Origin of the sequence: Novosphingobium sp. B-7, from assembly GCF_000410615.1 — a bacterium.
Classification (GTDB): Bacteria; Pseudomonadota; Alphaproteobacteria; order Sphingomonadales; family Sphingomonadaceae; genus Novosphingobium; species Novosphingobium capsulatum.
In genome coordinates this window covers 13152-34349 of sequence record NZ_KE148514.1, presented here as the reverse complement: position 1 = coordinate 34349, position 21198 = coordinate 13152, and the positions used below count along the sequence as shown (strand labels likewise).

General features: G+C 66.0%; 17 protein-coding genes. 12 read left to right on the top strand and 5 right to left on the bottom strand.

The genetic code is table 11. The features are described from left to right. From H926_RS0123575 to H926_RS0123565, 3 genes are all read left to right on the top strand, one after another. A partial coding sequence (locus H926_RS0123575; RefSeq protein ID WP_022678423.1) for a sulfotransferase occupies nucleotides 1-793 on the top strand: 793 nt, incomplete at its 5' end. A gap of 139 nt (nucleotides 794-932) precedes the next feature. Next, nucleotides 933-3407, top strand: a complete 2475-nt coding sequence (locus tag H926_RS0123570; RefSeq protein WP_022678422.1) for a TonB-dependent receptor — start codon at nucleotides 933-935, stop codon at nucleotides 3405-3407. Nucleotides 3408-3486: 79 nt separating this feature from the next. Next, nucleotides 3487-4425: a LysR family transcriptional regulator gene (locus tag H926_RS0123565; protein WP_022678421.1), complete on the top strand. Its 939-nt coding sequence runs from the start codon at nucleotides 3487-3489 to the stop codon at nucleotides 4423-4425. A 101-nt stretch (nucleotides 4426-4526) separates the two neighbouring features. On the opposite strand, the gene H926_RS0123560 is transcribed toward H926_RS0123565, so the two are convergent. The 4 genes from H926_RS0123560 to H926_RS0123545 all read right to left on the bottom strand — a co-directional run bounded on the left by H926_RS0123560 (nucleotide 4527) and on the right by H926_RS0123545 (nucleotide 8540). Beyond that, nucleotides 4527-5414: a hypothetical protein gene (locus tag H926_RS0123560; protein ID WP_022678420.1), complete on the bottom strand. Its 888-nt coding sequence runs from the start codon at nucleotides 5412-5414 to the stop codon at nucleotides 4527-4529. Next, the gene (locus tag H926_RS0123555; RefSeq protein WP_022678419.1) at nucleotides 5411-6403 is read right to left on the bottom strand and encodes an isopenicillin N synthase family oxygenase; all 993 of its coding nucleotides are present in this window, start codon (nucleotides 6401-6403) and stop codon (nucleotides 5411-5413) included. The genes H926_RS0123560 and H926_RS0123555 overlap by 4 nt, the downstream gene beginning before the upstream one ends. Nucleotides 6404-6481: 78 nt before the next feature. Then, nucleotides 6482-7144, bottom strand: coding sequence for a TetR/AcrR family transcriptional regulator (locus H926_RS0123550; protein ID WP_231627601.1), 663 nt, complete (start codon nucleotides 7142-7144; stop codon nucleotides 6482-6484). Between the two features lie 178 nt (nucleotides 7145-7322). Continuing rightward, complete coding sequence (locus H926_RS0123545; protein ID WP_022678417.1) at nucleotides 7323-8540, bottom strand: MFS transporter; 1218 nt, start codon at nucleotides 8538-8540, stop codon at nucleotides 7323-7325. A gap of 109 nt (nucleotides 8541-8649) precedes the next feature. Between H926_RS0123545 and H926_RS0123540 the strand changes: the two genes are divergently transcribed. The 9 genes from H926_RS0123540 to H926_RS31330 all read left to right on the top strand — a co-directional run bounded on the left by H926_RS0123540 (nucleotide 8650) and on the right by H926_RS31330 (nucleotide 17945). Further along, complete coding sequence (locus H926_RS0123540) at nucleotides 8650-9765, top strand: Gfo/Idh/MocA family protein (RefSeq protein ID WP_028658426.1); 1116 nt, start codon at nucleotides 8650-8652, stop codon at nucleotides 9763-9765. A 14-nt stretch (nucleotides 9766-9779) separates the two neighbouring features. Continuing rightward, the gene (locus tag H926_RS0123535; protein WP_022678415.1) at nucleotides 9780-10832 is read left to right on the top strand and encodes a sugar phosphate isomerase/epimerase; all 1053 of its coding nucleotides are present in this window, start codon (nucleotides 9780-9782) and stop codon (nucleotides 10830-10832) included. Nucleotides 10833-10987: 155 nt separating this feature from the next. Then, nucleotides 10988-11623: a gluconate 2-dehydrogenase subunit 3 family protein gene (locus tag H926_RS0123530; protein WP_022678414.1), complete on the top strand. Its 636-nt coding sequence runs from the start codon at nucleotides 10988-10990 to the stop codon at nucleotides 11621-11623. A gap of 20 nt (nucleotides 11624-11643) precedes the next feature. Next, on the top strand, nucleotides 11644-13329 hold the full coding sequence (locus H926_RS0123525) for a GMC oxidoreductase (RefSeq protein WP_028658425.1): 1686 nt from the start codon (nucleotides 11644-11646) through the stop codon (nucleotides 13327-13329). A gap of 2 nt (nucleotides 13330-13331) precedes the next feature. After that, nucleotides 13332-14732 carry an MFS transporter gene (locus tag H926_RS0123520; protein ID WP_022678412.1) on the top strand — a complete coding sequence of 467 codons (1401 nt, stop codon included), beginning with the start codon at nucleotides 13332-13334 and terminating at the stop codon, nucleotides 14730-14732. Nucleotides 14733-14780: 48 nt separating this feature from the next. Beyond that, nucleotides 14781-16262: a PAS domain S-box protein gene (locus H926_RS0123515; protein ID WP_022678411.1), complete on the top strand. Its 1482-nt coding sequence runs from the start codon at nucleotides 14781-14783 to the stop codon at nucleotides 16260-16262. A gap of 253 nt (nucleotides 16263-16515) precedes the next feature. Further along, nucleotides 16516-16680, top strand: coding sequence for a CsbD family protein (locus H926_RS32060; protein ID WP_022678410.1), 165 nt, complete (start codon nucleotides 16516-16518; stop codon nucleotides 16678-16680). Between the two features lie 58 nt (nucleotides 16681-16738). Continuing rightward, nucleotides 16739-17602 (top strand): hypothetical protein, encoded by an 864-nt coding sequence (locus tag H926_RS0123505; protein WP_022678409.1) that lies wholly within the window; start codon nucleotides 16739-16741, stop codon nucleotides 17600-17602. A 49-nt stretch (nucleotides 17603-17651) separates the two neighbouring features. After that, nucleotides 17652-17945: a CsbD family protein gene (locus tag H926_RS31330; RefSeq protein WP_148291872.1), complete on the top strand. Its 294-nt coding sequence runs from the start codon at nucleotides 17652-17654 to the stop codon at nucleotides 17943-17945. 62 nt (nucleotides 17946-18007) lie between these two features. On the opposite strand, the gene H926_RS35305 is transcribed toward H926_RS31330, so the two are convergent. Continuing rightward, nucleotides 18008-21198 (bottom strand): hypothetical protein (locus tag H926_RS35305; protein WP_237741179.1); only part of this gene is annotated, 3191 nt, incomplete at its 5' end.

Genomic DNA, 21198 nt, shown 5'->3' with positions numbered 1-21198 from the left:
GCCTTTTTTCGCCGCGCGCAGCGCCTGGGGCGACCCGCGCCCCGGCCCGGTGTTCATCGTCGGCCTGCCGCGCAGCGGCTCAACTCTGGTCGAGCAAATCCTGGCCAGCCACCCGGCGGCCGAAGGTCTGTCCGAGCTGGCCGATTTCACGCTGCTGGCGCGGCAATGGACCACGCGGCTGATCCGCGAAGGGCGCGCCCACGATCGCGCGTCGGCACTGGCGGCAATGACCGCACCCGAAGCGCGCGCGCTGGGCGAAGCCTATCTGGAGCGGGTGGCGCGCGTGCGGCAGACCGATCGGCCGCTGTTCGTCGACAAGGCGCCGGGCAACCTGTTCAACCTGCCGCTGATCCGTGTGGCGCTGCCCCAGGCGCGCATCATCCACGTTTCGCGCGATCCCATGGCCTGCGGTTTTTCGCTTTATGCCCAGGATTTCGCGGGCGGGCAGGGCTATAGCTATGATCTTGTCACGCTGGGCCGCTATTGTTGCGCCGCTGCCGCATTGGCCGCGCATATGCACAAGGGTTTGGGCCAGGCGATGATGGCAGTTGCCTATGAAGAGCTTGTCGAGGACGCGGAAGGCACGGTGCGCCGCCTGCTGGACCATTGCGGGCTGCCCTTTGCGCCCGAAACCCTGCGCTTTTTCGACAATCCGCGCGCCGTGCGCACGATCAGCGCGCAGCAGGTGCGCCAGCCGCTGCACCGCCAGGGCCTGTCGCGCTGGCAGGCCTGTGCGCCCTGGCTTGGCCCGCTGGCTCAGGCGCTTGGCCTTGCGGATAACAAAATCCGATAAGCGCATGCGATTAACACAGTTGTTGCACGCCAGCTTGGTGCGAAGCTGGCACGGCTCAAGACGAGTACCGGCCCAGACGCGGTCGAGCGGGTGGCGAGCGCCCGCACGGGGAGTCAAATCAGAAAGTGCGAGGGGTATAATGAACAATAGCGACCTCCTGTCCGCCATGCACCGTGCGCGCCTGTCCGCGCGGCTCCTGGCATCCACGGCCGTGGTCTCGGCCGCGATGCTGGCGACGGCGCCCGCCTGGGCCGATGAACAGGCCAGCCAGCCCAGCGGCAAGATCGAAGACATCGTCGTCACCGCCAGCCGTTCGGGCGCGGAATCGGTGCAGAAGGTGCCGATCGCCATTTCGGTGGTGAACGTCGACACGATCACTAAGTCTGGCCAGGGCAACCTGTCGGATCTGCAGCGCTTCGTCCCCTCGCTCTCGATCACCGAAAGCGCGCCGGGCTTTAACAAGTTCAACATGCGCGGCCTGTCGACCGGCGGCTATCGCACGTCCGACACCTCGGACCGTTCGCTCGTGGCGGTCTATCTCGATGATACGCCGATCTCGGTGCAGGGGCAGACGCCCGATCTCAAGGTCTATGACCTCGAACGCGTGGAAGTGCTGCGCGGCCCGCAGGGCACGCTCTATGGCGCCGGCTCGATGGCCGGCACGGTGCGCTTTGTCACCGCCAAGCCGCGTGCCGATGAAGTGTCGGGCTCGATCGAAGGCACGGCGGCTTCTACCGAACATGGCGCGGCCAGCGGCAGCGTGCGGGGCATGATCAACCTGCCGCTGGTGAAAGACCAACTGGCCGTGCGCGCCAATGTCTATGTCGGCCGCGATGGCGGTTTCATCGACAATGTCGGCGCCTATGCCGGGCAGAACCGCAACAGCAACACCACCGAACAGGCACGCGTGGCCCTGCGCTGGACGCCCAGCACCGCCTTCACCTTCGACGCCGCGTTCACTTATGAACACAGCAAGGCCAATGGCCTCAACACCGGCATGAGCGGGTTGGCGGACTACACCACCTTCACCAACGGGCCGGAAGGCACCAGCGACAAGTTCCGCCTCTACCAGGCCTCGGGCGATTATGACCTGGGCGGCGTGCACCTGATCATCAGCGGCGCGCATACCGATCGCGATGTGGGCTACCTGGCCAGCACCGAGCCGACGATCGGCTATTTCTTCCAGGATTACAGCGGCGGTACGCTGCCGGTCAGCAGCACGACCTATCCGCTCTACAAGGCGCCGACCAGCTTTGATCCGGCGGTGAGCAAGCTGATCCCCTATGAACAGTATTCGATCAACCAGAAGATCAAGGATACCATGCTGGAAGCGCGCCTGGCTTCCGACAATACCGGTCCGGTGAAGTGGACCGCCGGCGTGTTCTATGAAAAGCAGATCCGCCACCTGGTCCAGGACATTCCCGTCGCCGGGTTCGATACGCTGTCGTACATGAACTATTTCTATGGCCCGTTCCCGCAGACGGCCAATGGCCTCTATGATTCCAAGGCCGTGGACAAAGCGTTCAATTCCAATGACATCTTCTCGGGTCTTCAGGATACGGACGAACATCAGTTCGCCGCCTATGCCGATGCCACCTGGCACATCACCGACAAGCTCGATCTGTCGGGCGGCCTGCGCTACTTCAACTTCAAGGAAAAGTATTACCTGTTTGAAAGCGGCGTCTATGGCGTGATCAACCACGTGCCCCTGGAACAGAACGCCACGCTCAAGTCCAACGGCGTGAACCCGCGTGCCAATGTGTCGTACAAGGCCAGCCAGGACTTCATGGTCTATGCCGAAGTCGCCAAGGGCTTCCGCTATGGCGGGGCCAACCAGCCCGTGCCGATCGGCGACACCGGCATCTCGCAGACCTGCAAGAACAACTTGGCGTCCTATGGCTATTCCTCGGCACCGAGCACGTTCGGCCCGGACAAGCTGTGGAACTATACCATTGGTGAAAAGGCGCGCCTGGCCGATGGCAAGGTGACGTTCAACGCCAGCGCGTTCTGGATCGACTGGAGCGACGTGCAAACCCGCCTGTTGCTCGATTGCTCGTACTTCTTCACCGACAACAAGGGCAAGATCCGCTCCAAGGGCCTGGAGCTGGAAACCACGGTCAAGCTCAGCCCGGAAATCACCTTCTCGGGCTTTGCTTCCTACACGGACTCGCGCGCCAACGGGAATATCCCCACGGTCGGCGCATTTGACGGCAACCGCACGCCCTATTTCCCGCAATGGACCGCGTCGGCCTCGCTGTTCTACGATGCCAATGTCGGCACCGATCAGTCGATCCACCTGCGCGCCAGCTACCAATACCAGGGCGACCAGTTCACCACGTTCAACCCCTACAAGACCACGATCACCAATGGTCAGCTGGTGACCGATGGCCCCAGCGCCACTTATGCGCGCATCCCCGCGCAGAACAATGTCAGCGCCTCGATCAGCTATGACATCGGCCGCCTGGAAATCGGCCTGTTCGGCAACAACCTGATCAACGGCGTGAAGTATGTCGATGTGGCACGGGCAACCTATTACAAGGTCTATCAGCCCGGCGACCGCATCTCGTGGGCACGTCCCCGCACGATCGGCGTGCGCGCGCGCTACGCGTTCTGATGATGTGATCGGGGGAAGCGGCTTGTGCCTGCTCCCCCCTGACATTGCCGCCGGCCGGGCCTTGGCATAGGGTCAGGCCATGCCGGCGCCCGATCCTTTGCTGCCCAATCCCTTGTTTGCCGCCCAGGTCGATTGGAACCTGCTGCGCCTGTTTGCCGATATCGTGAAGGCAGGCGGCATCGGCGCGGCGGCGCGCCGGCTCAACAAGCAGCAACCCACGATCAGCGCCGCGCTCAAGCGGCTGGAAGAGCACGCCGGCGCGCGCCTGCTGCATCGCAGTGCCAGCGGCGTGGAACTGACCGCAGCCGGCCGCGCGCTTTATCTGCTGTGTGAAGACATGGCCCAGGCCGCGCGCGCCGCACCCCATCGTATTGCCCAGGCGCTGCAGCAGGTCGAAGGGCTGGCGCGCATCCAGGTGGTGTCCTCGATCGTATCGCCTGCGTTCGATGCTGCGATTGCCAGCCTGCATGCCCGCCACCCCGCGATCCGCATCGAAATCCGCGTCTCGCCCTGGCGCAGCGTGCTCGATGTGTTGGAACGCGGCGAGGCGGAACTTGGCGTGGGCACCGACAGCGGCGTGCGCGCCGGGCTGACCTACGAGCCGCTGTTCACCGAAACCCAGCAACTCTATTGCGCGCGCAGCAGCCCGCTTTACGGAACGCGCGTGGCCACCATGGCCAGCCTGCGCGAACAAGGTTTCGTGCTGACCGGGCAGGACGAGGTGGACACGATCACCCACCTGCGCCAGCGCTATCGCCTCGGCACGGTGGTGACGGGCCTGGCCGAAGACATCCACGAGGCACTGCGCCTGATCCGGCTGGGCACCGGCATCGGCTTCCTCCCCACGCTCGCCGCCGCGCCGGCCGTGGCGAGCGGGGACTTGTGGCCGCTGCTACCCGACGACCTGGCGCCATCCTATCCGATGTACCTGCTCACCCGCCAGGCGCCCGAGCGCGGCACGCCGGCGCAGCTGTTCCTCGACGAGATCACCGGCCACCTACGCGCGCGGGAGGTCTAGGTAGCAAGGCAGTGGGACCCCGGATCAAGTCCGGGGTGACGAAAAAACAATATATTACATGCGCCTATCTCACCCCGGACTTGATCCGGAGTCCCGCTTTCTCAACGCAAAACCCGCGCATTGCGCTCCAGATGCTCGCGTTCAGCCTCCAGCCAGGCTTGCCCCCCGGACGTGGTGGGCGTCTGCGTGACAAAGGCAAACACCGGCTCGTGCACATCGAGGCTGTAAACCAGCGTGCAGGCCATGCTGTCGATCGTGCAGTGCTGGTGCACCTGGCCATCGGCCTCAATGGCGAAGTCACCCTGGAGCAGCCGTTTCCCGTGCCGCGCCGGGATGGTGGTGTGGGTGACGTGCGCGCCGTCGAGCGCGACGGAGACTTCGTAGCTGGCGATCTGCGCCGCGCTGATGATGCCCTGGGCCAGGGCGTGGTCCAGGCTGGGCGTGGTGGCCAGCGCGGCGTCGATGGCCGGCAGGCGCGATCGCGCGAGGGCCATGTGCGCGCCGGCCACGATCAGCCCGCCGTCCATGGCATGGTCTGTCCCGGTCGCATGCTCGCGCAGCAGATGCAGCCGCAGCCCAAGCAGCGGGCCAGGCGCGGCGAGTTGCCGCCAATCCTCGACATAGGCGCCCGATGGCGCAAACTCGAGCACGCTGTTGCCGATGAACGCCAGGCGCGCCGGTTCGGGCCATTGGTTGCGCGGTTGATAGCTGCGCGCCACCGACCACGACATTTCGCCGCGCTGCGCATCCCACAGCGTGTCACCCACCCAGCCCTGGCGCGCCGTCAGCGCGGTGTCGTCGCGGCCGGGCAGGCGCAGGTCGAGCGTGAAGCTGCGTGACTGGAACCAGTAGACCGGCGTTACCTCGTCAGTCAGCCCGGTGCAGAATGTGATGCTCTTGCGCCGGAATGCGCCGAGCAGGTGGCGTGGAAACGGCACCGCGCCCAGCGGCCGGGGCGGCAGCGCGGCCAGCAGATCGGCAACTTTCATGCCCCCGCCTCTGGCCGGCCGAACGAGGCCAACGGCACCGGATCGTTGAGCACCAAGTCGCCGCGCGCAATGCGCTGCTTGAGATAGGCGAAGGTCTGCGCCGTCTGGTTGAACAGGTGTTCCCCGCCCTTGATCGGGCGATAGCGCGGGGCTTCGCCGCGCACCACCGGGGCGATCACGTGGTCGTAATCGCACGAGCAGAACAGCGGGAAGGAATAGCGCTCCTGCGCCACGGTCTTCACCCGGTGCTTGGTGGCCAGATAGCGGCCGTTGGACATGATCTCCATCATGTCGCCTACATTCATGATCAGCGCGCCATCGATCAGCGGCACATCGAACCAGGCGCCGTGCCGATCCACCACCTGCAGCCCCGGCGCGGTAACGTGCAGCAAGGTGAAGCATTCGTAATCGGTATGCGCACCGATCCCCGGCCGATCTTGCGCGGCGGGATCGTGGGGATAGTGGATCAGCCGCAACTGGCTGGGCGGATGGCGCAGGTGCGCGTCGAAATGGGTTTCATCCAGACCAAGCGCCAGGGCAAAGGCACGAAACAGCTGGTGGCTGATCCCGGTAAGATGGGCATACCAGGCTTGCACATCGGCGCGAAAGCCGGGCATCGCCGGCCACAGGTTTGGCCCCAGCAGCGGGCGGCGCTCGCTGCCGTGATAGTCTATGTTGATGTCATAGGCTTCCTTGAGGTCGGCCGGGCCGCTGCCAAACTGCTCCTCGCCCACCGGCACATAGCCGCTGTGGTTGTGCGACAGGCCGATATAGCCCTGCATCTTGGTGGCGAGATCCTGCGAAAAATAGTCCTGCGCCCGCGCCACCAGCCGCGCGCGTAGCCCGGCGTCGATCTGCGATCCCGTGACATAGAGAAACCCCGCCTCGACACAGGCGCGGTCCAGTTCCTGCGCCACGGCCAGGCGATCGGCGCGGCTTGGGCTTTGCAGGCGGGAGATATCGACGAGGGGCAGGGCGTGATCGGGCATGGCCGATCTTCTTCCCCTTCTGCCTGCCCCACGCCAGCCGGCAAATGCCGATGCCGGCCATCAATCTGGTCTATGGGCTCAGGCGGCCGCGAAATAGGCGGTGCACATCCGCCCCAGCTCACGCTTGAGCACGTTCCAGTCATAGTTGGTGACCGACTCGCTGCTCGAACCCAGGCTCAACTGGCGGGCAAGGGTGGCAAAGATGATATGGTGCGCGGCCTTGGCGCACATTTCCGGGTCTGGCCCGGCAATTTCATCGCGATAGCGCATGAACGCCGCCAGCGCCTTTGATTCGGCGAGCAGCGCGGCGCGCTTGCCCAGCGCGGAAATGGGCGGGTCGTGCTCGGCCCGCATCATCGTCAACCGCAGCAGCGGCGCGTTGCGGCGCAGCACTTCGGAATAGGCTTCCACATAGTGCGGAACGAATTCCTTGAGCGTGGCGCACGAGGCGGCCAGCGCGGCCTGCATCGTGTCTTCTTCCTGCGCCAGGGTCTGCGTCGCGCGATAGAGCACGGCGCGCACCAGGCTGTCCTTGTTCTCGAACCGCAGGTAGATCGACCCGATCGAGACCTTGCCCCGGCTGCTCACTTCCTGCAGGGTGAAATCCTCGTTGCCGCGCTCCACCATCAGGGTTCGCGCGGTGGCCAGCATACGCTCGAGTGAGGCCTTGCTGCGCCCCTGCAACGGCGCACGGCCCATGGATTCAAGCGACAACTCGACGGCATCCGCCAAGGCGGACATGTCCTGCGGCATCAAGGCAACCCCATGCTGGCACACGCTGAAACGGCGCGCGCATCCCTCTGCGCCTTAAAGGCATTTGTGGCGAACGCCAACCGGCCTGTCATACCGCTGCCACAGGACGCCGCCAGGCTTGGCTCAAGCTCAAGCTCAAGCCCGGCGCGCCGCGTGGCTGCGGCGCTCAAGCGGGCTGCAACGCTGCTGGCCGGCGCAGGCCCAGGACGCCGCCCGCAATGGCGGCGATCAGCGCGACCACGCCGGCGACCAGGAACGCACCCTGCATCGATCCCGCACCCCGCGCCACCAGGCCCACCACGACCGGCGAGACGGCCTGGCCCAGGAAGAAGCAGCTGGTCCACACCCCCATGCCCCGGCCGCGATGGCGGAACGAGAACTTGGTCTGTGCCCAGGCGATCAGCGCCGGCACGGCCATGCCCGCGCCGGTCTGCTGCACCGCCAGCGCCAGCTGCATTTCCAAGATCGAATGCGCCAAGCCCACGCCGCCCAGGCCCAGGGCGAACAGCAGCAGGAACGTGGCGATCTGCACCGCATTGCCAAAGCGCGAGATGATGCGGAACAGCACCGATCCGGCCAGGATAAAGAAGCTGGGCACGAACGTGGCCTTGCTGACCGCCATCGGGTTGGTCACGCCCACTTCCGCCCAGGCGATGCTGCCATTGACGATGAACACGTAATAGAGAACCGAGCAGAACAGCGTGAGCCCGCCGACGAGAAAGGCGGTGCCGAACGGGAACGGCCCATCTGCTGCGGGCACAGCCGGCGTTCCGGCCTGCAGCGGCTTGGCCTGCGGATGTTCGGGCTCGAAAATGCACAGGTACATCGCGACAAAGATCGGCAGGGCGATGAGATAGACCAGGAAGCTGCCGTTCCAGCGCCATGCCGCCACCGCCGCCACCAGCAGGAACAACAGCGACTGGAATGCCGGCCCAACCAGGCCTTGCAGCATCAGCCAGTTGCGGCGCTGGCCGTCTTCCCAATAATCCGCGATCAGGGTGTTGACGATGGTGAGGATGCCGGCCTCGCACACGCCCAGCAGCAGGCGCGTGGCAAAGATCGCGTCAAGGTTTTCCAGGAAGAACGGCAAGGTGCCGACGATACCGTAGAAAAACGTGCAGATCAGCAGCAGCGGCCGGCGGCCAAAGCGGTCGGCGAACAGCCCGGCAAACGGCGCCAGCACGGCAATGGCATAGCCGGGTGCGGTGACCATGGCCGGCACGCGGATCGCGGCATCGGGCACGTTCTTGAAATGGGTGATCATCGCGGCAACCACCGGGAACATCGCGATGATGGCAAAGACCGGCAGGAAGCCCGCCACGATCATCGTGGCGCCCTGGGGCTTGAGCGTGAGCGAGCCGTAAAACTTGCGGGCGAGCTGCATTCGATATTCTCCCGTCGGGGCCGTTCAGCCGCGGCCATTCCTGCTTGACGACGCAGGCCCTATCAAACTAGAATTTGGATTACAAACGAAACTGCGCGGGGAGAGTGACTTGCAGCGTCTGCGAATGGGCATGATCGGGGGTGGGCCAGGCGCCTTCATCGGGCCGGTGCACCGCTATGCGGCGGAAATGGACCGTGAGATCGAGCTGGTTGCCGGGGTTTTCTCCAGCGATGCCGCGCGTGGCAAGGCTGCCGCCGATGTCTATCGCGTCGATCCGGAACGCGCCTATCCCACGCTTGAGGCGATGTTCGCCGCCGAACGCGAGCGGGCCGATGGCATCGATTTCGTGGCGATCGTCTCGCCCAATCACCACCACCTGCCCGCCGCCCGCGCGGCGCTGGCCGCAGGCCTGCCGGTGATGACCGACAAGCCGCTGACCGCCACGCTGGACGAGGCAGACGAACTCGCTGGCCTGGTGCGTGCCGCCAGGCTGCCGTTCGGCGTCACCTATACCTATTCCGGTTATCCCCTGGTGCGCGAGGCGCGGGCGCGGGTGGCGTCTGGCGCGCTTGGCACCGTGCGCAAGATCGTGGTGGAATATCCCCAGGGCTGGCTTGCGACAGAGGCCACCGGCAAGCAGGCCGAATGGCGCGTCGATCCCGCGCGCGCCGGGCTGGGCGGCTGCATCGGCGACATTGGGGTTCACGCGTTTCACCTGGCTGAATTCATCAGCGGGCTGAAAGTCGTCTCGCTACTGGCCGATCTGGGCACTGTGGTGCCGGGCCGCGCGCTGGATGATGACTGTACGGTGCTGCTGCGTTTCGACAATGGCGCGCGCGGCGTGCTGCTGGCCAGCCAGATCGAAGTGGGCGAGCGCAACGGCCTGCGCATCCGGCTCTATGGCGATCGCGGCGGGCTGGCCTGGCGCCAGGAAACGCCCAACATGCTGGAACTGACCAAGCTGGACGGGCGCACCGAGATCGTTCACGCTGGCAGTGGCCAGTTGGGCCCCGATGCCCTGGCCCGCACGCGCACGCCGGCTGGCCATCCCGAAGGCTATCTCGAGGCCTTTGCCAATCTCTATCGCGATTTTGCCGCCCAGCTGCGGGGCGAACCTGCGCCGTTGCTGCCCGGCCTGGACGATGGGCTGCGCGGCATGGCGTTCATCGCCACTGCCGTTTCTGCCAGCCGCGCCGGTGCCGGCTGGGTGCCCCTGACTGTTTGACGGAGCCTGACACCATGAAGACCATCAAGGGGCCGGGCATTTTCCTGGCCCAGTTCGCCGGCGACGCCGCCCCATTCAACAGCCTGGATGCGATCGGCAGCTATATGGCCGGGCTGGGCTACAAAGGCGTGCAGATCCCCAGCTGGGACAAGCGCCTGTTCGATCTCGACCTTGCTGCGGAAAGCCAGACCTATTGCGACGAGGTGAAAGGCATGCTGGCCGACAAGGGCCTGGCGATCACCGAGCTTTCCACCCATTTGCAGGGACAGCTGGTCGCGGTGCATCCCGCGTTTGATGCGCAGTTTGACGCCTTTGCCCCGGCCGCCGTGCATGGCAACCCGGCCGCACGCCAGGCCTGGGCGGTGGACCAGGTGAAGAAGGCGGCGATCGCCAGCCGGCGCCTGGGCCTGTCGGCCCATGCCACTTTCTCCGGGGCACTGGCCTGGCCCTATTTCTACCCATGGCCGGCGCGCCCGGCGGGGCTGGTCGAGGATGCGTTTGACGAACTGGCGCGGCGGTGGAAGCCGATCCTGGATGTGTTCGAGGACAATGGCGTTGATGCCGCCTATGAAATCCATCCCGGTGAAGACCTGCACGATGGCGTGACGTTCGAGATGTTCCTGGAACGCACCGGCAACCATCCGCGCGCCAAGATCCTTTATGATCCCAGCCACTTCGTGCTGCAGTGCCTGGACTACCTGGCCTATATCGACATCTATCACGAACGCATCGCCTGCTTCCACGTCAAGGATGCCGAATTCCGCCCCAGCGGCCGCAGCGGCGTCTATGGCGGCTATCAGGCCTGGGTCGATCGGCCCGGCCGGTTTCGCAGCCTGGGCGATGGGCAGGTCGATTTCCCCGCGATCTTTTCCAAGATGGCGCAATACGATTTCGCCGGCTGGGCCGTGCTCGAATGGGAATGCGCGCTCAAGCATCCCGAACAGGGCGCGGCCGAAGGCGCCCCGTTCATTGCCCGCCACATCATTCGCGTGACCGAGCATGCGTTTGATGACTTTGCCGCGGGTGGGGCCGATCGTGCGCTCAATCGCCAGCTGATGGGCTTTTGAGCGCGCCACGATCAAGTGCCTGTCATGGAAGCGTTTGCCCATTCGCGTAGGCGGGGCAGGCTTGACAGGCACGATGCAGAACAATAATTGAAATTCTAATTAAACGGGCGCGCGTGCCGCGCTGGCGCCCGCTCGATCGCACACCGGGAGGATGCATGACTGTCGCCGCCGATTCTCCACATCCAGCCGATAGGGGATGGCAGCGCCGGGATTTCCTCGCCGGGTTGGCGTTGCTGGGCCTTGCCGTTGGGCCGGCCGCTGCAGCCGTCGCCGCGTCTGCGCCGCAGGACGCGAACATCGTGCGCTACCAGGGCCTGATGCGCGATGTGGCGCAGATCGTCATTCCGCGCACCGACACGGCGGGCGCGGGGGATGTGGGCGCAGGCGCTTTCGTCTTGCTGGGCCTGGCGCACGGGCTGGGCGGCGCGCACCAGCCGGTGACCACATCGGGGCTGGAGGGCTTTTCCAGCGCCGATGGACGCTTTGACCATGCACGCTGGCTGGCTCTCGAACTCGATCGCCGCGCCGGCGGTGATTTTGCCCATGCCGGGTTGCCGGCGCGGCAGGCGGCCGTGGCGGGCCTGGATCGCGATGCCTTTGCCGCCGCGCCGATGGCGCAGCCCTGGCACACCATCAAGAACCTCGTTCTTACAGGCTATTACACCTCGGAAATCGGCGGTTCCAAGGAACTCAACTATGAACTCGTGCCCGGCCGGTGGGACCCCGACGTGCCCGTGACGCCCACCACGCGCGCCTATTCCAGCGACTGGACGGCGATCGACTTCGGCTGATGAGCAGACAGGATTATCCCATGGATTTCGATGCAATTGTGGTGGGCTCGGGGATCAGCGGCGGCTGGGCGGCCAAGGAGCTGACCCAGGCCGGGCTCAAGGTGCTGATGATCGAGCGGGGGCGCGAGATCCGGCACCAGCAGGACTATGACACCGAGATGAAGGCGCCGTGGGAGATGCCGTTCCGCGGGGAGGGCGATACCGCCCTGTACGAGCGCGAATATCCCGTGCAGATGCTCAACCGCCATTTCAACGAATTTACCGAAGGCCACTTCGTCAACGACGCGCAGAACCCCTATCAGACCGGGGACGGCACCGATTTCACCTGGTTCCGCAGCTATCAACTGGGCGGCCGCTCGCTCACCTGGGGGCGGCAGTGCTATCGCTGGTCAGATTATGACTTTGGCGCCAATGCCCGCGACGGGCATGGCACCGATTGGCCGATCCGCTATGCCGATCTGGCGCCGTGGTATGATAAGGTCGAGCGCTTCGTGGGCGTTTCGGGCGCGCACGAAGGCCTCAAGCAGTTGCCCGATGGGCAGTTCCAGCCGCCCATGGCGCTCAACGTGGTGGAACAGCACGCCCGCGCCGAAATCGCCAAGCGCTGGCCCGAACGCTGCCTGACCGTGGGGCGGACCGCCAACCTGACCGAGGCCAAGACCGAGGAAGGGCGCGCGCCGTGCCAGTATCGCTCGATCTGCGCGCGCGGCTGCTCGTATGGCGCCTATTTCTCCACGCAATCGAGCACGTTGCCTGCCGCGATGGCCACCGGCAACCTGACCGTGATCACCGACGCCGTGGTAGAGGCGGTGGATTTCGATCCCGCGACCCAGCGCGCGCGCGGCGTGCGCTATTTCGATACCAAGGCCCGCGTGCACAAGACCGCGAGCGCGCGGCTGGTGTTCCTCAACGCCGGTGCGTTCAATTCGGTGCACGTGCTGCTCAATTCCGCCACCGATGCCATGCCGCAGGGCCTGGCCAATTCCAGCGGTGTGCTGGGCACGCACATCATGGACCACGCCAATACCCTCTCGGCTGCGGCGATCATGCCGGGGTTCGAGGGCCATACTTCGTTCGGCAATCGCCCGACCGGCATCGTCATCCCGCGCTACCGCAACATGGACACGCTGGACGGCATTGGCCACACGCGCGGCTATTCGTTCCAGGGTGGCGCGCTGCAAAGCACGTGGACGCAGGGCAAGCGGCTGGCGGGCACCGGCACCGATTACAAGAACACGCTGCGCAAGCCCGGGCCGTGGCGCATGGTGTTGGTGACCTTTGCCGATTGCGTGCCGCGGCCGACCAACCGCCTCACGCTCGATCGCAGCAAGACCGACGCCAACGGCCTGCCGCAGCTCAAGGTGGACTTTGCCTATGGCAAGGAAGAGCATGCCGCCCTGGCCCAGGCCAAGGCCGATGCAGCCGAAATGCTCACGGCGGCCGGCGGCCATGTTATCATGGGCTTTGACCGGCCGGGCGCAGGCGGCAGTTCCATCCACGAGATGGGCGGCGCGCGCATGGGCCGCGATCCCAAGACCAGCGTGCTCAACCAGTGGAGCCAGGCCCACGACGTGGCCAACCTGTTCGTCACCGATGGCGCGCAGATGAGCTCTTCGGCATCCCAGAACCCGTCGCTCACCTATATGGCCTTGACCGCGCGCGCGGCCGATGCCGCCGTATCGATGTTGCGCGAAGGCAAGATCTGAGCGTGATCGACCCCCATAGCCTGACCCACCGCCAAAAGACCCTTGCGCTTGCCACCCTGATCATTGCCCTGGTGCTCGAGATCGTCGACATGACGATCGTCAACACCGCGTTGCCCGCGATCAAGGCCAGCCTGGGTGCCGATGCCCAGGCATCGCAGTGGATCGTGGCGGGCTATTCGCTGGCCTTTGCCGTGCTGTTGATGGCTGGCGGGCGGCTGGGCGATACCTTTGGCTATCGCCGCATGTTCCTGGTGGGGATCACCGGGTTCACTCTGGCCTCGGCCGCCTGTGGGCTGGCGCATACCGGCACTGCCCTGGTGGCGGCGCGCCTGTTGCAGGGCGCGACCGGGGCGGTGATGGCGCCCCAGGCGATGGCCATGGTGCAGGTGATGTTTTCCCCGCTGGAGCGGGTGTCGCGCATGGCGCTGTTCGGCGTGATCGGCGGGCTTGCCGCCATTGCCGGGCCGGTGCTGGGCGGCCTGCTGATCGAGGCCAACCTGTTCGATCTGGGCTGGCGCGCGGTATTCTTGATTAACCTGCCGGTGGGCGTGGGCGCGGTGATCGCCGGCCTGGTCTTCCTGCCCGAGGCGCGTTCGGGCCGGCCGGCGGGGTATGACCTGGTGGGCATGGCGCTGTTCGGCTTGGCCATGGCGGCGCTGCTTCATCCCCTGATCGGCGCGGCGGAAACCGGGCATGGCGGCGCCATGCTGTGGCCCCTGGTGGCGGTGGTGCCGTTGGGCGTGCTCGCCTGGCGCCACGCCGGCAAGCGTGTGCGCGCCGGGCGGCCGGCGCTGTTCGATCCGGCGCTGTTCACCATTGCCAGCTTTCGCCAGGGGCTGGCGCTGGCCATCGTGTTCGGCGCGGTGGGCGCGGGCTTTCTGCTGGTCTTTGCCTTTGCCATGCAGGCCGAACGCGGCCAGACGCCGCTGTTCACCGGGCTGCTCCACGTGCCTTATGGGCTTGGCGCGATGTTCGGCATCGGGGTGATGAGCCGCAATCTGCTGCCCCGCCTCGGCCGTTGGGTGCTGGTGCTGGGTGCAGGCGTGATGCTGCCGGCAACGGCGCTGGTGCTATGGGGGATTACCATGGCGCACTTGCCCTGGCTTGCCGTGGGGCTGTGCCTGATGCTGGCCGGGGCTGGCATGGGCATGACCTCGGGTTGCGTCGGCCCCGTCGTGGTCTCGCGCGTCGATCGCGATCATGCCGGGGCGGCCAGCGCGCTGTTGAAGACCAGCCAGCAGTTTGGCGCGGCATTGGGCGTGGCCCTGGTCGGCAGCCTTTATTTTGCTGCCGGCGCAAGGGCATTCGCCCCGCCCGCCATGGCCGCCCTGGCCGTGATCGCGGCATTGCAACTGGCGTGCATCGGCCTTGCCTGGCGCCTGCCGCACCGGCTGTTCGACTAGGCCGAAAAACGCCGGGATCGGCCTGCGCCCTGGGGCATTGAAGCGCCCATGGACAAGACAGCGGCAGACCCGTCGATCGAGCAGGAGCGCCTGCGCCACATCATTGGCGGCCTGAGCGAGGGGGTGCTGCTGGTTGACGCGGAGCAGCGCATCGTCTGGGCCAACCCCGCAGCCCTTGTCATGCATGGCGTGGAACGGCTGGCAGACCTGGGCGCGGACGTTGACGATTATCGCCGCCGCTTCCAGCTGCGCTATCGCAACAACCACCGCCTGGAGCGCGGTGACTATCCGCTCGATCGCGTGATCGCCGGCGAGGCGTTCGACGAGGTGGTGGTCGAGGTAATCCCGCAAGGCGAGGACGAGCCGCGCTGGGTTCACCAGATCCGCAGCCTGATCCTGTCGGACGCTGGCGGCACGCCCGATCTGCTGGTGCTGATCATCCAGGACGTATCCTTGCGGTATGAAGCAGAGCTGCGCTTTGAACGGGCATTCAACGTCAACCCCGCGCCGGCGGTGATCATGCGGCTGTCTGACCTGCGCTATGTCAAGGTCAACCAGGGTTTCCTCGATCTGACCGGCTACCAGAAGGACGAAGTGCTGGGCCGCACGCTCTATGAGATCGACGTGCTCAAGGACGCCGCCGATATCGACACGGCCAAGGAACGCATCCGCGAGGCGCGCACCGTCCCGCAGATGCAGGCCGATCTGGAACTGCCCGATGGTGGGCGCAAGCTGGTGATTGTGGCCGGGCAGCCGGTGGACCTGGACGATGAGCCGTGCATGCTGTTCTCGTTTGCCGACCTTGAGCCGCGCCGCCAAGCGGAAAACGAACTGCGCCACAGCGAAGAGCGCTTTGTCACCACGTTCCGCCTCGCGCCGGTGGCCATGGCGATCACCACGCGCGGCGATCACACGCTGTGCGATACCAATGACGCGTTCCACCAGTTGACCGGGTGGTCATCGGACGAGGCGATGGGCAAGACCATGCCCGCGCTCAAGCTGTGGGCCGATGCCACGTTCCTGCCATCCGTTGCCGAGCAACTGGCGGAACGCAGCGCGTTTCGCGGGCGCGATGCGCAAGTGCGCGCCAAGGATGGCGGGGTAACCGACTGCCTGGTTTCAGCCGCGGCGATTCCCTTGCGGCGCGACACCTGCACACTGTGGGTGATCCAGGACATTCACGAACGCCGCCACAGCGAGCTGGAACTGATCGGCGCGATCGAGGCGGTGATGAAGGACACCAACTGGTTCAGCCGCACTGTGGTGGAAAAGCTCGCCAACCTGCGCGCCCCGCATGGCAGCGAGCGCCCTGCCGAAACCAGCGAACTGACCCGGCGCGAAAAGGAAGTGCTCAGCCTGCTGTGCGAAGGTGGCGACGACGCCACGATCGCACGCGAAATGGGCGTCTCGCGCAACACGCTGCGCAACCACGTGGCGCGGGTCTATGCCAAGATCGGCGTCAACCGCCGGGCGCAAGCGGTGCTGTGGGCACGCGAGCGCGGCTACCCGCTGCAGCGCCCGATCCGCTGACTCAAAGGATAGCGGGACCCCGGATCAAGTCCGGGGTGACGGCAATCTATAGCTAGATGTTCTTCGTCACCCCGGACTTGATCCGGGGTCCCGCTTGATGTTTCGCAGAACGGCCGCCAGCACCAAACCCGCCCCGCCGATTTGGCCAGTTTGTACCATACGATTTGGTACTTCTGCATCTCTCGCGGGCGATTGGGGCGGCCTATCTCTCCATCATCGGCGCGATGGTCGCGCCACGTGATGGGAGGTTCCCATGAACGAAGACCGCATCGAAGGCGAAGTGCGCCGGGTGAAGGGCTCGATCCTGGAAGCGATCGGCAAGATCACCGGCGATGACCAGACCCGTGCTGAAGGCGCGGCGGAAAAGCGCGCTGGCAAGGTCCAGGCCAAGGCCGTGCGCAAGTCTTCCCGCCCCTAAAGCGCGCCTTTCTTACCACCACCACACGAAGATACCTTTCTTCCCGCAGGAGATTTGCATGGCAACGACCATGATTGACGGTCGCATTGACGACCGTCTGGCCCCGCGCATGAACTGGTCGGCCCTGATGGCCGGCACCGTGATCGCGCTGGCCATTGAAGTGACGCTGGGCCTGCTTGGCGCCGGCATCGGCTTTTCCGCGATCAATCCCGGTTCGGCGAGCGGCGCCAGTGCCGGCGGGCTTGGCCTGGGCGCGCTGGTCTGGTGGACGGTCAGCAGCATTCTGGCGCTGGCCGCCGGTGCCTATGGCGCCACGCTGGTATCGCGCAGCCGCCGCCCGGTCGATGGCGTGATGCATGGCCTGGCAATTTGGGGCCTGACCCTGTTGCTGACCTTCTACCTGCTTTCTTCGGCGGTGGGTGGCATCGTTGGCGGGGCGTTCCGCGCGGTGGGCAGCGTGGCCACGGCAGCGGCCAGTGGTGCCAGCGCGGTCACGCCCACGGTGGCCAAGGCGGCCGGCGTGGACCAGGCCGATGTCGACGCGCAGGTTTCCGCGCTGCTCGATACCACGCCCAACGATCCGGCCGCGATGACGCCGGAACAGGGCCGCAAGGCGATCGTGGCGGAACTGCCGGCCATGGCCAAGGGCGGTGAAGAGGGGCGCGCGGCCGAACAGCGCGTGGCGATGATCGTGGCGGCGCAGAACAAGATCTCGCCCGACGAAGCCATGGCCCGCGTCGAAAAGGCCCGCCAGCAGTTCCTGGCCGCCAAGCAGAGCGCGATCGATACCGCGATCGACGCTGGCAGCAAGGGCGCCGATCTGGCCGCCGGCACTGCCTTTGCCCTGTTCGTGGTGATGATGCTGGGCGCCAGCGCTGCCGCCGCCGGGGGTGTTGCCGCCACCCGCCGCAACCACGCCTGAGCCAAGCCATCACCACTTTGACCAACGTTCCAACGCAAGGAGCATGATCATGAACGAACATCGCATTTCGGGCGCGATCAAGGAAGCGGCCGGCACCATCGAACAGGGCATCGGCACGGTTACCGGCGATGATGCCACCCGCCTGCGCGGCCAGAGCCGCCGCATCGAAGGCCGCGTGGAAGGCCTGGTCGGCAAGACGATCGACCGGGCGATCGACCGGGCAGTGGTTCTGATCGAACGCGGCGAGCAGCTGGTGCGCAACCATCCCCGGGCCAGTGCCATCGTTGCCGGCGTGGTCGCGCTTTCGCTCGGCCGCCGGTTGAGCGCGGCAACGCGGGGCTGATTGACGGAACCAGCGCGGCGGCGCGGAAGGGAGCGATCCTTTCCGCGCCGCTTTGCGCATGGTCACTGCCCCGGTTCGAGCGTCGCCAGCGTGACATCGTTGCTGTGCATCGCCACGTCGCGCACCAGTTGGCCATCGGCGCCGACGGTCACCGTCTCGCTCGCTTCGGGCTTGTCCTGGGCTAGCGCGGCCAGGCTGGCGAGCTGCGCCGAGGTCAGCCGCTCAGGCGCGCCCATGTCGATATAGGCGGAATAGGCATCGTTGGCGCGATAGCCGGTGCGATGCAGGGTATAGCGATAGCGACCGGGCGCGAGGTGGCTGAACGCCAGGCGCACCGGCGCTGCCGGATGATTGGGCACCAGCTTGCCAAAGAAACTGCGGTTGCTGGTCGGCTGGGCGGGCTGCTCGAAATCCCACACCACGGCGGCCACCTTGCGTCCGTCGCGCGCGATCCAGCTTTGCGCGTCGTCAGCCGGCACGCGGCGGCCCTGCAGGGCATGGAGGTATTTGTAAGCAAACCATGCCGGCTTGCGGATGCCGTCCTTGGTCATCAGGCCAAAGCCGCCGTGAAATTCGGTGGTCGGCGGGCCCGGCTCCTCGAACAGGTCGGAATAGACCCAATAGCTCATCCCTTGCGCCGCGCCTTCCACGCTTTTGAGCTTGGACAGGATATAGGGCGCGCTGACGTAGGAATCGTGCACCAGGTCGCGCGGGGTATAGCTGGTGCTCCATTCCGTGAAATAGAGCGGCAGGCCGGGAAAGGCCGAGGCGTCGATCTGCTGGCGCACACGCCTCACATCGCCGGTGATCGCCTGGGGGCTGGGATCGAGCTTGGTATCGTCCTTGCCCATTTCATCGAGGAAGCCGCCATTCACGCCATAGGTGTGGGTGGTGACGAAATCGATCGTGCCGCCCTTGGCTTTCACTGCGGCGAGCAGTTCAGGCACCCAGGCCGCGCCGGCGGTGGACGGGCCACCGACCCTGAGCTGGGGATCGATCGCCTTGATCGTCCTGGCAGTCAGCAGGTAGAGATCGAAATAGGCCTGCTGGTCGGCGTGTTCCCAGAAGCCGGCGAGATTGGGCTCGTTCCACACCTCGAAATACCACTGCCGCACGTCGTCCTGGCCATAGCGGGCGATCATGTGCCGCACGAAGGCGTCGATCAGATCGCGCCACGGGCCGGGCTGCGGGTGCGAGGTATTGCCTTTCCAGTAGAAGATCGTCTGGTCAGAGGTTTTCAGCGCATCGGGGGTAAAGCCCAGTTCCACGAAGGGCCGCAAGTGCCGCGCCTTGAGATCATCATAGAGCGCATCGATCGCGGTCCAGTCATAGACGATCTTGCCGTTGACGCGCTTTACCGTGCCCAGCGCATCGTGGAAAATGTCGTGGAAGCGGATGGTGCGAAAGCCCAGTTCTTCGCTCGCGAGCTTGAGCTGCGCCATGTTTTCCGGGCGACGCAGCGTGCCGGGATAGTCTGACCCGATCGAGAGATCGAAGAACCGATCGATCGGCCCACCATCGCGCGCCACGTCAACGGCGATCTGGCGAGTGGCGGTGGCGGCAGGGACGGAGGCAGATGCGGCGGCTGCACCCGGTGCCGCGCCGGCCACGGGCAGCGGCTTGTTGGCCGGCATGCCCACCATGATGCCGCGCCCATGCGGCGCCAGATAGAGCGTGCCGGGATCGAGCATGTCCCCCGCGATCGCGCGCAAGGTGCCGAACTGCTGGTCCGGGCTGTTGATCCGCACCCAGTTGGCGCCGGCATCGTCAGACCGCCACAGCCCTTCCTGGCCCATGACCTTGCCCCACAGGAACACCGCCGGATACGCGTCCTTGACCGCCGGCGCGCCAAAGCTGACGAGCCAGGCCTCGGTCACCTTGCGCATCTGGGTGACCTTGGTCTTGCTGTCGGGCGAATGGAACAGCCCCATCGGCAGCGCCAGCCACAGGTCTCTCACCCGGCCGGGCACCACTGCGAGCGTGCCCTTCTGCCAGCTTTCCACCTTGGGCAGGCCGGCGATCAGGGTGGTAAAGCTGCTGCCGCCATCGCCGCTGGCGAGAACCGCCGAACTGGCCTGGTCATAGACATAGAACAGGCCATCGGCGGCCTTGTCGGCCACGGGCAGATAGGATGTATCCGCCCGCGCGGCGATGCCGGTGGAAGGCTGCCAGGTCTTGCCCATGTCTTTCGAGACATAGAGCCCATCCTTCTCCGGCGCCCAGACCAGCGCGGTGCCCTTGGCCGAAATCGCCGCCACGCCCGGCCTGCGCCCCGGCGCGCCAGGGGCGGGCGGGTGATAGGCGGCACTGGCAAACGGTGTCCACGTCGCGCCGCCGTCGGCAGAGGTATAGCCATAGCTGGGCCCATGATCGACGAGGCGCACCATGCTGCCCGGCTTGGCCCCGGCATAGTCGATGCTGAAATTGGTCTCGCTTGCCGGGGTGAGCAGGCCCTTGCGAGGCGGGGTGCGCGCCAGGTCTTCCCAGGCGCCGCCACCCACGTCGCCAAAGGCGGCCAGCACCGTCGCGCCGCCGGTGGGAGAGGCCATCTGCAGCGTGGCGGCCTCTTCCAGATTGGCCACGGTGAAATCGAACGTCACCGGCTGGCCCGGCTTGGCCGAGGCGAGGTTGCGGCTGATCCACAGGCCAAAGCCGGTGCCGTAGATCATCTCGTCGGGCTTGAACGGGTTGAATTTCAAATCGGCCAGCCAGTGGCCCATGGTGTCCCGGCCCTTCATGTAATCGACCAGCCAGGGATAGGCACCGGGATCGTGCCGCGCATGGCCCGACAGCGCATCCCAGTGCGCGCCGCCATCGCGCGAAAGATAGATATCATCGCCCGGCGCCCAGCGATCGATGGTCGAGACCGCCAGCGTGCCGTCACTGGCCAGGTCCACGCCGGAAAAGCCGCCAGGCAGGCCGGGCGCGGGCGGGGTGGGGGTGATATCGTGCCAGCGCCCATCGCGGCCATCGCGCTTCCACACGGCGCCGGTCTTGATATTGCTGGGGTTGAGCGTGCTGGCCTGGTCGCCCCCGGCAAAGGTGACATAGAGGCTGCCATCGCGGCCGAACACCAGGTGTTGCGGCACCATCGCGGGCAGGCCCGGCACGGCGGAAAAGCTGGCGCCGCCATCGCGGCTCAGCATCAGCGCGCCGGTACCATCGGTCGATCCGGCCCAGACCTGGCCGGGTACCGCGGGGTCGACCGCCACCAGGCTAAACCCGTCTACCTTTGCGCCGGTGCGGGCGAAAG

Coding starts and splice junctions, on each gene's coding strand:
- H926_RS0123570 (WP_022678422.1), top strand. CDS start 933: ATGAACAATAGCGACCTCCTGTCCGCCATGCACCGTGCGCGCCTGTCC.
- H926_RS0123565 (WP_022678421.1), top strand. CDS start 3,487: ATGCCGGCGCCCGATCCTTTGCTGCCCAATCCCTTGTTTGCCGCCCAG.
- H926_RS0123560 (WP_022678420.1), bottom strand. CDS start 5,414: ATGAAAGTTGCCGATCTGCTGGCCGCGCTGCCGCCCCGGCCGCTGGGC.
- H926_RS0123555 (WP_022678419.1), bottom strand. CDS start 6,403: ATGCCCGATCACGCCCTGCCCCTCGTCGATATCTCCCGCCTGCAAAGC.
- H926_RS0123550 (WP_231627601.1), bottom strand. CDS start 7,144: ATGTCCGCCTTGGCGGATGCCGTCGAGTTGTCGCTTGAATCCATGGGC.
- H926_RS0123545 (WP_022678417.1), bottom strand. CDS start 8,540: ATGCAGCTCGCCCGCAAGTTTTACGGCTCGCTCACGCTCAAGCCCCAG.
- H926_RS0123535 (WP_022678415.1), top strand. CDS start 9,780: ATGAAGACCATCAAGGGGCCGGGCATTTTCCTGGCCCAGTTCGCCGGC.
- H926_RS0123530 (WP_022678414.1), top strand. CDS start 10,988: ATGACTGTCGCCGCCGATTCTCCACATCCAGCCGATAGGGGATGGCAG.
- H926_RS0123525 (WP_028658425.1), top strand. CDS start 11,644: ATGGATTTCGATGCAATTGTGGTGGGCTCGGGGATCAGCGGCGGCTGG.
- H926_RS0123515 (WP_022678411.1), top strand. CDS start 14,781: ATGGACAAGACAGCGGCAGACCCGTCGATCGAGCAGGAGCGCCTGCGC.
- H926_RS32060 (WP_022678410.1), top strand. CDS start 16,516: ATGAACGAAGACCGCATCGAAGGCGAAGTGCGCCGGGTGAAGGGCTCG.
- H926_RS0123505 (WP_022678409.1), top strand. CDS start 16,739: ATGGCAACGACCATGATTGACGGTCGCATTGACGACCGTCTGGCCCCG.
- H926_RS31330 (WP_148291872.1), top strand. CDS start 17,652: ATGAACGAACATCGCATTTCGGGCGCGATCAAGGAAGCGGCCGGCACC.